This is a genomic window from Streptomyces virginiae (assembly GCF_000720455.1).
GTDB classification, from domain to species: Bacteria; Actinomycetota; Actinomycetes; order Streptomycetales; family Streptomycetaceae; genus Streptomyces; species Streptomyces virginiae.
Genome location: NZ_JOAK01000061.1, coordinates 1 through 9374, shown reverse-complemented (window position 1 = coordinate 9374; position 9374 = coordinate 1). Strand labels below are relative to the sequence as shown.

Annotated in this window: 11 protein-coding genes; 5 read left to right on the top strand and 6 right to left on the bottom strand. The window is 69.3% G+C overall.

Going from position 1 to position 9374, the window contains the following annotated elements:
- The coding region (locus IG86_RS0137520; RefSeq protein ID WP_173429260.1) for a HAMP domain-containing protein at positions 1 to 1234 on the bottom strand (1234 nt) is incomplete at its 3' end.
- Between the two features lie 387 nt (positions 1235 to 1621).
- On the opposite strand from IG86_RS0137520, the gene IG86_RS42005 reads away from it, so the two are divergent.
- The 5 genes from IG86_RS42005 (at position 1622) to IG86_RS0137490 (ending at position 4978) form a co-directional block, all read left to right on the top strand.
- Positions 1622 to 2290, top strand: a complete 669-nt coding sequence (locus IG86_RS42005) for a CorA family divalent cation transporter (RefSeq protein ID WP_157854985.1) — start codon at positions 1622 to 1624, stop codon at positions 2288 to 2290.
- A 562-nt stretch (positions 2291 to 2852) separates the two neighbouring features.
- Entirely contained in the window at positions 2853 to 3266 is a 414-nt protein-coding gene (locus tag IG86_RS0137510) for a phage holin family protein (protein WP_030902930.1), read from the top strand.
- A complete protein-coding gene (locus IG86_RS0137505; RefSeq protein WP_030833976.1) occupies positions 3263 to 3658 on the top strand; it encodes a DUF3618 domain-containing protein in 396 nt (131 codons plus the stop codon). Before IG86_RS0137510 ends, IG86_RS0137505 begins: the two co-directional genes overlap by 4 nt.
- Positions 3655 to 3921, top strand: coding sequence for a DUF4235 domain-containing protein (locus tag IG86_RS0137500; RefSeq protein ID WP_030833973.1), 267 nt, complete (start codon positions 3655 to 3657; stop codon positions 3919 to 3921). Before IG86_RS0137505 ends, IG86_RS0137500 begins: the two co-directional genes overlap by 4 nt.
- Positions 3922 to 4618: 697 nt before the next feature.
- Positions 4619 to 4978 (top strand): hypothetical protein, encoded by a 360-nt coding sequence (locus tag IG86_RS0137490; protein ID WP_008734844.1) that lies wholly within the window; start codon positions 4619 to 4621, stop codon positions 4976 to 4978.
- Between the two features lie 105 nt (positions 4979 to 5083).
- Here IG86_RS0137490 and IG86_RS0137485 read toward each other — a convergent pair whose 3' ends face one another.
- The 5 genes from IG86_RS0137485 to IG86_RS0137465 all read right to left on the bottom strand — a co-directional run bounded on the left by IG86_RS0137485 (position 5084) and on the right by IG86_RS0137465 (position 8924).
- Positions 5084 to 5398: an SCO5918 family protein gene (locus IG86_RS0137485; protein ID WP_030833970.1), complete on the bottom strand. Its 315-nt coding sequence runs from the start codon at positions 5396 to 5398 to the stop codon at positions 5084 to 5086.
- A 48-nt stretch (positions 5399 to 5446) separates the two neighbouring features.
- A complete protein-coding gene (locus tag IG86_RS0137480; protein WP_030902927.1) occupies positions 5447 to 5863 on the bottom strand; it encodes a CBS domain-containing protein in 417 nt (138 codons plus the stop codon).
- Positions 5864 to 5909: 46 nt separating this feature from the next.
- Complete coding sequence (locus tag IG86_RS0137475) at positions 5910 to 7424, bottom strand: DEAD/DEAH box helicase (RefSeq protein ID WP_030833969.1); 1515 nt, start codon at positions 7422 to 7424, stop codon at positions 5910 to 5912.
- Between the two features lie 316 nt (positions 7425 to 7740).
- Positions 7741 to 7944, bottom strand: coding sequence for a cold-shock protein (locus IG86_RS0137470; protein WP_008734853.1), 204 nt, complete (start codon positions 7942 to 7944; stop codon positions 7741 to 7743).
- Between the two features lie 575 nt (positions 7945 to 8519).
- The gene (locus IG86_RS0137465; protein WP_030902920.1) at positions 8520 to 8924 is read right to left on the bottom strand and encodes an STAS domain-containing protein; all 405 of its coding nucleotides are present in this window, start codon (positions 8922 to 8924) and stop codon (positions 8520 to 8522) included.
- Positions 8925 to 9374 lie beyond the last annotated feature (450 nt).

Here is a 9374-nt window from a genome sequence, read left to right as displayed (position 1 = left end):
GGGCGTCCACCCGGATCTTCTGCGTCAGGTCGCCCTGGGCGACGGCGGTGGTGACCTCGGCGATGGAACGGACCTGGGCGGTCAGGTTGTCGGCCATGAAGTTCACAGAGTCGGTGAGGTCACGCCAGGTGCCGGAGACGCCCTTGACGTCGGCCTGGCCGCCGAGCCGGCCGTCCGTGCCGACCTCCCGGGCCACTCGGGTGACTTCGTCGGCGAACGCGGACAGCTGGTCGACCATCGTGTTGATGGTGGTCTTCAGCTCCAGGATCTCGCCCCGCGCATCCACGCGGACCTTCTGCGAGAGGTCACCCTGGGCCACGGCGGTGGCCACCTGGGCGATGGAGCGGACCTGGGAGGTCAGGTTCCCGGCCATGAAGTTCACCGAGTCGGTGAGATCACGCCACGTGCCGGAGACCCCCTTCACGTCCGCCTGGCCCCCGAGGATCCCCTCCGTTCCCACCTCTCGAGCCATGCGGGTGACTTCCCCGGCGAACGCGGACAGCTGGTCGACCATCGTGTTGATGGTGTTCTTCAGCTCCAGGATCTCGCCCCGGGCGTCAACGGCGATCTTCTGGGAGAGGTCCCCCTTGGCGACCGCCGTGGTCACCTGGGCGATGTTGCGGACCTGGTCGGTGAGGTTGCCGGCCATGAAGTTCACCGAGTCGGTGAGGTCACGCCACACGCCGCCCACTCCGGGCACCTCAGCCTGGCCACCGAGGCGGCCCTCACTTCCCACCTCGCGGGCGACGCGTGTGACCTCGGCGGCGAAGGAGGACAGCTGGTCCACCATCGTGTTGACGGTGTCCTTCAGCTCCAGGATCTCGCCGCGGGCAGCCACGTCGATCTTCTGCGACAGATCTCCGCGCGCCACGGCCGTGGCCACCTGGGCGATGTCGCGGACCTGGGTGGTGAGGTTGCCGGCCATCGCGTTCACGGAGTCCGTGAGATCCGCCCAGGTACCCGAAACGCCCGGTACCTCGGCCTGACCGCCCAGTGTCCCCTCGGTGCCGACCTCGCGGGCGACGCGGGTGACCTCGGACGTGAACAGTGACAGCTGGTCGACCATCCCGTTGAAGACCGTGGCGATCTCCCCGAGAAGACCGTCGGCCTCATCGGGCAGCCGTGTACCGAAGTCACCGTCGCGCACCGCCGTGAGCCCTGCCAGCAGTTGCCGCAGCTCCGGCTCACCGACTGCCCCAGCCGCCGCGCGTGACGAATCAGCCGTCCTGGCCATCGCAGTCCCCATCTCTCATGCCGCCCATGGCACGCCCCAACCCTCAAACGTCCCATGGCCCAGTCCATCACATGTGCAGCCACCCGCAGTGCCACGGGTGAACTTGCGTTCGCTTATCGCCGCTCACGGCCGGGCCGTGACCTGGCGACGCAGCATCCGCGGCGGCGGTTGTTTTCCATCTCAGCGTCGATGGTGTTTCGGATGCGGTCACAGTCGACAGCGAGGCTTCGCCGGTCGCGGCGCCGGTGCCAGTACTCAAGGCGGAACAGAGGTCAGCGACGGCCTGCTGCCGATGGTGAAGGTGGCGGGCGGGGGCGAGAACGAGGTGGTCGGCGAGGCCGCAGAGAGCGCCGAGGCGCAGATGCTGCGCCCGGACCCTTGGGCCGTGTGCACGCCGTGCTGGACGTCGCCGTCGACACGTACAGCGAGGCAGCCCGCGCGGTGCGCGCCACGCTCGACCGGCTCGAGGATGAAGTGCTCTCGACTTCCCGTGTCGATCACACCGAGAGCATCTACTCCCTCAAGCGGGAGGCCCGCGAGTTCCGTGATGCGGTGCAGCCGCTCGTGCCCGTCTTCCAGGGCCTGCTGGGTGGCCCTGGGCAGGACGCCCACCAGCCGATCGCCCCGTACGTCCGCGACGTCGACGATCACCTGCACCGCACCGTCACCGAGGTCCAGACCCTGGACGAGCTTGGACTCCGTCCTCGGCGCGCAACAGGCTCGCGTGGGTACCTGGCAGAACGACGACATGCGGCGCATCTCAGCGTGGGGGCGATCTCCGCGATCCCCACGATGGTCGCCGGCGCGTACGGAATGAACTTCGAAGACATGCCGGAACTCGCCTGGACCTACGGCTACCCCCTGGCCGTGGCCCCATGGCCCTCGCCTCGGGCGCCCTCTACCGCGCCTTCCGCCGCAACGGCCGGCTGCAGAGGCCGACACAGTGTGCCGTCCCGAACCCGCACCGAACCGATGGCCCCCGCGCCGTCGGCAGAGGCGGCGGCCACCGCCGAGGCCGCGCGAGAGAGGGCAGGTTCTCGCGCCATGCGGACATGAGCGGCGCTGCGGCGGAAAGCTGCCAGGTATGACACAACACACCGACGCCAGGACCCGGTGGGGAAGACACGTGGGAGCACACCGGCCGTGAAGGCACGGGCCCGGCCCCGCACGTTGAGGAGCGCGCGCCCCACCGGCTCACCGAGTTGCCCGACGAACCACACGTTGAGCCCCGGGACAACCGGGCCTGGAGTGCCGGCGACTGCCGCCGCATGCGGACACACCTGCGGCCGCCAGACCGGCGTCTGGCCAGCGTTCACCGACCCGCACCAGCCGCACTCCAGGGCCGCTCGCGAACCCTTCTCCTACGACGTGGATTGCCGCGCGGGTGGCATGGCGGTTCCGGGGTAGCCGCGCCACAGCGAACGGCATGAGCATCTCAATTGCAGTGGAGAGGTACTCGGGATGACTTGCGCGGGTGCGGCCTGGAGGCCGGGGCCTGGCACTGGTTGTCACAAGCCAGCTGCCAGACCAACCGGTCACGGCACGTATCGCTGAATGGAGCATTGACGGACGTGTCGCGCGTTCCGGCAGATCGAGGGAAAGGCGAGGTGTCCCCGTCATGAGCACGATGCAGCGGCAGGATCACGCTGCCGATGGCTCCGTGGGAGTCCTGGTGTCACGCGCCTCGCAGCAGATATCCGTCCTGGTGCCCGAGGAAATGCACCTGGCCCGAGCGGAGATGAGCCAGAAGGGCAAGCGATACGGGAAGGGCGGCGCGCTCTATGGAGCCGCAAGCATCCTCGGAGTCCTGGTACTCCAGGCCCTGGCATCAACCTCTGTAGCCGCTGTCGCGCTGGTTCTGCCGGTATGGGACGCCGCCCTCATCATCACTGCCGTCCTGGCGGCCGTGGCGGGCGGGACGGCACTGGCACGGAAGAAGCAGATCGCCCAAGCCAGCGCACCGGCTCCCGAGCAGACCATCGACAGCGTCCAAGCCGAACTGTCCGAGATCGAGGAGAAAGCACACCGATGAACGACGACGCCCGGACCCACATCGGGACCCCCTCGCCCAGCTCTGCGAGTTCCAGCCCCGCAGAACTGCGCGATCAGGTGGAGCGCACCCGCGACGAGCTCGGCCAGACCATCGAGGCGCTCGCGGGCAAGGCCGACATCAAGGCCCAGGCAAAGGAGAAGTCGGCCGCCGTCAAGGGACAGGCCGTTGAGAGGGCGGCGATGGTCGCCGACCAGATCCGCCAGAAGAGGGAGCAGGCCGCCCAGCTGGTGAAGAACAAGACCCCCGACCCGCTTATGGAGAGGGCCGGGCACGCAGCGACAGTCGCCCGCGCCAACCGCATCCCGCTCCTCGCGGTCGGCGCCACTGTGGTCGCCCTGCTGCTGGTCCGCCGCAGCCGGGGACGCCGATGAAGGCCTCCAAGATCGCCTACAAGCCCGTCGGAATGGCTCTGGGAGCCCTCAGCGGCGTGGTTGCCGGTGCTGCCTTCAAGCAGGCTTGGAAGGTCATCGAGGGCGAGGACGATGCTCCCGACGCCACCGACGAGGACCGCACCTGGAAACAGATCCTGCTCGCCGCGGCCATCCAGGGTGCGATCTTTGCCGTGGTCAAGGCCTCGGTCGACCGATCGGGGGCTGTAGCGATACGGCGCCTCACGGGTACCTGGCCGGGGTGACGCCGGCCCGACGCGGCCGCTGCTGAGGTCGTGCTTCGCCGGCCCGGCACCGGAGCCAGACCCTGCCCGCGCAGCATGGGCGGGTGGCGGGGCCCGGTGGTTGCCTGCCCGTCGCCCCTCACCAGTCGGGACCCAGTGACCTGACTCTGGACCGCGTGGAGACGACGGAGGCCCCACCCGTGGCGCCACGCATCGGGTTCGAAGTGAGTCGGAGCGTCGAGCTGCGACGCGTGATCGCGATGAGCGACTCACCCGCCTGATGGCTGCCTGGGACTCGCCGTGGGCTCGGCGGCTGCTGCCGCGGGTCGAGGAAGCTGCCGAGCACACGAAGCTGTGGTGCGTTGGGGCTATGGCAATGGCCGCGGGAGGCGGGTGGCGCGGGCGTCGGGCTGCGGTCGCCGGCATCGCAGTCATGACAGTGGCTGAGGTTGTTCTCCAATGGGGTCGCGAAACCAGTCTCCGGACCATCTCCGTCAGCCGACGGCTGCGGAGGCCGCGGACATCGTGGTCTTGGTCGTGCCGAGCTCGTCACGAACGCCGTGCGCCGTGGCGGAGGCCGTCGGCTGGCGCATGACCGCTTCCCCCGAGCGACGGCTGGCACTCGTCGGTCCTCCGGCGGGAGGACGTGAGCGCTCTTCGCGGCCGGTAGCGCTCCCGGTCGAGAGGACGGGACGACCGGTGCATAAAATCGGCTCTCATGTCGAAGCCTGACGAGCTGCTCGTTGACGTTGCCACCCTGGTGGAGTCCGGGCAGAGCAATCAAATGTCCCTGACCGTGGTCACCTCCGGCGCCGTCATCACCGGTCGACTTGCTCCCGAAGCCGTATGGAGGCAGCGGGTGTCGGAGGTGCTGACGGATTCCGCCCGTCTGGGCGAGTTCTCCGCGATCTTCACCGCCACGACACCCCAGGAGGGGCCACCCACTCACCTGCACTTCCATGTGGCCCGCATTCTTCAGGGCACGGTGGGGATCCCGGAGACGGGTGGGATGTACCGCGTCTCGATCGCGGACGTCAGCGCCTGGACCGTGGGCGACTTCAGCTACTCCGACCACTGAACCGGCCGGCTCAGGAAGCCCTGGGCAGGCGAAAGGGGGCCCGACCGGCGTGTGCCGGTCGGGCCCCCTTTCGCTCATCGGGTGGCGGCACCGCCGGGCCACCCGTCAGGCGGTCACGGGGGTGCCGAGCATCGCGGAGGCCCGCTGGAGGGGGCTGAGCACGCGCGTGGGCACGGCGGTCCGGGGAAGGCCGCCGCGGCAGGTGAAGCCGAGCTGGGTCATGGCGCGGAGGACTTCGCCGGCGCTGAAGTCGCGGCGGTCCTGGCGGGTGATGACCTGGCCGACCTGCTTGACGGGGTAGGTGCGGCGGCCGATGATCACTGACTCGCCGATGACCTGCTCGGGCTTGATGCCCTTCATCGATTCCAGGACACCGCTTCTGGTCAGGTCGAACGGGAAACGGGCGATGACACAGCGCATGGATGCCTCACAGGGTTAAGGGGAAACGGCCGACCACGGTGCGGTGGTTCAGCGGCTGAGGGCCAGGACGCCCAGGGCGCCGCCTTGTTCGTCCACGACGGGCAGGGCGGTGAGCCTGCGGTAACGCATCGCGTGGTCGGCCTCGGCCATCGTCGTCATGGGCGAGGCGAACGGCCCGCGGTCGCCGAGAACATCACGCAGACGGGTCCGGTCCGTGTACGCCGCGCTGTCGCGGACGGCGGTGAGCTGGGCACGGGTGACCATCCCGGTGCACAGGCCGTCCTCGTCACAGACGAGCAGATGGTCCGCGCGGGCGCCGGCGATGACGGCCAGGGCCACCTCGACGGTCATGTCGTCGCAAACCTGTGGACCGGCCGCTTCCATGGCCTCGTCCACCGTCCGGTGGACCAGGTCGGCATGGGCATCGGCATGCGCCGGGCGGTGCTGCATCTGGACCAGCGTCAAAAGGTGCCTCCTACAGAGGTGGGTCAGTGTCCTGATCACGTGGTTCTCAGGCCGCCGCATCAAAGGCGGTCTGTCGCAGGCTCGCGCGCCGGGCAGCCGACACCGGCCCGCGTCGACCGCGGGAAGCCGTGCTGCGCTTGGGCCGCTCGGACACCGGTGCAGTGATGGTGACCGGGATGCCGGAGGGGGCCTGGGCGCCGGTGATGCGGTTCAGGGCCTCGTCGCCAGAGCGGACCTGGGTGGTCAGCGGGGTGATGCCGGCGGCCTGCATGAGGCGAGCCATCTCGCGGCGCTGGTTGGGGGTGACGAGGGTGACGACGCTGCCGGACTCGCCGGCGCGGGCGGTACGGCCGCCGCGGTGGAGGTAGTCCTTCGGGTCGGTCGGCGGGTCGACGTTGACGACGAGGTCCAGGTTGTCGACGTGGATACCGCGCGCCGCCACGTTGGTGGCGACCAGCACGGTGACGTGTCCGGTCTTGAACCGGGCCAGGGTCCGGGTGCGCTGGGGCTGGGACTTCCCGCCGTGCAGGGCCGCGGCGCGGACCCCGCTGTCGAGGAGGTCCTGGGTGAGGCGGTCCACGGCGTGCTTGGTGTCCAGGAACATGATCACCCGGCCGTCACGGGCCGCGATCTCCGTCGTCGTCCGGTGCTTGTCGGCGCCGTGGACGTGCAGGACGTGGTGCTCCAGCGTGGTGACCGCGCCCTGCGAGGGGTCGACGGAGTGCACGACCGGGTCGGTCAGGTAACGCCGGACCAGCAGGTCGACGTTGCGGTCGAGTGTGGCGGAGAACAGCATCCGCTGGCCCTCGGGACGTACCTGGTCGAGGAGGGCGGTGACCTGCGGCATGAAGCCCATGTCGGTCATCTGGTCGGCCTCGTCGAGGACGGTGACGGCGACCTGGTTCAGGCGGCAGTCACCGCGGTCGATGAGGTCCTTGAGGCGGCCGGGCGTGGCGACGACCACTTCGGCTCCGGCGCGCAGCGCACCGGCCTGGCGGTGGATCGGCATGCCGCCGACCACGGTGGCCAGGCGCAGCTTGACCGCCCGGGCGTAAGGGGTGAGGGCGGCGGTGACCTGCTGGGCGAGCTCTCGCGTCGGTACGAGGATCAGCGCGAGCGGCTGACCCGACTCGGCGCTCTGGCCGGCCGTACGGGCCAGCAGCGCGAGGCCGAAGGCCAGGGTCTTGCCGGAGCCGGTACGGCCACGGCCGAGGACGTCGCGGCCCGCGAGGGTGTTGGGCAGCGTCGCGGCCTGGATCGGGAACGGCTTGGCCATGCCCTCACGGGTGAGAGTGGTGAGCAGCTGGGCCGGCATGTCGAGGTCGGCGAATGCCTCGACGGCGTCCAGCGCGGGGGTGATCGTCTTCGGCGGTGCGAACTCGCCCTGGATCGCGGCGGGTCGGCGGCCGTATCCGCCCGAGCGGCTCGGACCTCCGGAACGGCTCGGGGTCGACGGGCCGAAGCGGCTGCCCCGACCCGAACCGGCGCCGGTGCCGAATGCGGGGCCGCCGGTGCGGCCGCGGGTGCGAGAAGAGCGCTCGTTCGTACGAGTGGGGTTCATGCGGAACCTTCCTTGATACGGCACGTATCAAGGAATTCCCGCAGCGTACGAGAGACGCAGGGAATTGCGAGAACGGGCCGAATGGAATGCGATGGCGATCTGGCGGACAGGAATCTGTTCGGGCTCAGACGCTGAAATGAGGTGGCGTCATGCGGACGCGACGACCAGGAGAAGAAGTCGGGTGCAGCTGCGAGAGGGCCAGTCGGCCGCATCTCTCAATGCTTGATACCGCGGGTGAACGCACCGCGGAAAATGCGCGCAGCTGGGGCCCGCACCCCGAGGGATGCGGGCCCCAGCTACAGAATGCGCGTCAGCGTCAGGCGGGAACGATGTTCTCGGCCGTCGGGCCCTTCTGGCCCTGCGCGATGTCGAAGGTGACCTTCTGGCCCTCGTTCAGCTCGCGGAAGCCCTGGGCGGCGATGTTCGAGTAGTGGGCGAACACGTCAGCGCCGCCACCGTCCTGCTCGATGAAGCCGAAACCCTTTTCCGCGTTGAACCACTTGACGGTACCAGCAGCCATGTCATATCTCCTTTGGGGCAATACATCAACGTCTGCACTGTGCGGACGCCGTGTCGCCGCAATGATGCCCCGCCCGGGAAATTGACCGGGAAATACGAAGCGCTTCCTGCGGCCCGAAGTCCGACTGGAGGCACTTGAAGTTCTTGGGTACCAAAACTGCAACCGAGATCGACAGTAGCACGCTGCAGCGGCTTGTGTGCGCTGTATATTTCCGACTGCCGCGTGGCGATAGAAACTCTCCCCGCGGGATCCGTTAAATTCTTAGGTCGCGGTGACAGATATTGGCTCACCCCGAGCGCAGCGTTTCCGAGTGCTCGCCGTCGGCTGCAGGATGCGGCAGCGAGTTCGTCGCGAAGTTGGCTGATTGCGGTGGATCTGGGCTGCCCCGGCTTCCCTGACAGCGGTGCAGTTCCGGTAGGAGGCGCTGCCTCCCCCGGCGCTCGAGCCTCCGCCGGACGACGATCCCCTGGCACCATGAGCACCCTCGGAAGTACGCCACCCCGACTTCGTGGAGTGGCGAGGCGCCGGCCCCGAGGAATGGGAACCGTCCGTGCGAGCGACGGACCGGGGCCTCGCTAGACGCCGGACAGCCAACCGGCACCGAAATCCGAGAGGTCGCGTGCGCGCTGCGCCCGCTCCTCGATCAGTCGGCGAAAGCCCGCCACCGCGTACCGTTCGCCGGTGGCCGAGCCGCGCCCGCGGATGCCGGCGACATCGGCCATGAGCTGCTGGGGCTGGGGCTGCCAGCCGACGACCAGGACGCGCAGGCCCAGGCTCCCCGCCCGCCGGTGCAGGGCCAGGAGATGGAGCAGGCCGTCGGCGTCCATGGACATCGCGCCGTGAAGGTCGACGATGAGATCCCGCTCACCGGTGGTGACGTCGTCCAGCGCCCGCTGGAGCTCCGCGCCCGCCTCCCCGTCGAGTGCCCCGGTGACGCTGACCAGGACCGTGCCGTGGCGCTGAACGTTCGTGGTGATCAATGCGCTCTCCTTCCGCTCGGGGGCGCCGGGCCCTCGGGGCTCCCCATCCTGGCGCGCCGTTCCCCCGGGCGGGTGCACGGCTCGCTGACGCTGCCACACCAACCTGGACAGCGGCGGCCGTGACGGGCATCGCGTCAAAGTGGCCATGTGGGAGCCGAAGTCAGGGCGAGCTCTCCCCCGTCAGCGGCGGACTCTGTCCACAGGGCCGCGCGCCCAGTCTCGGGACCTGGGCCATCGCGAGCCGCGCGGTGGCCCGTACGTGAGGAGCCGTCATGCCCGACACCACCGCGCCGCTCGTCCCGATTACCCCGGTGTCGGCGTACCCCCCGCATGTGCTCACGCCGGTACAGGTGAACGGACTCTGTCGCTGATCTTGTGATCGGCTGGTGGTCAGGTTCTGAGGAGGATCCGGGTTCGCAGGAGGTCGAGTTTGGCTCGGCCGTATCCGGC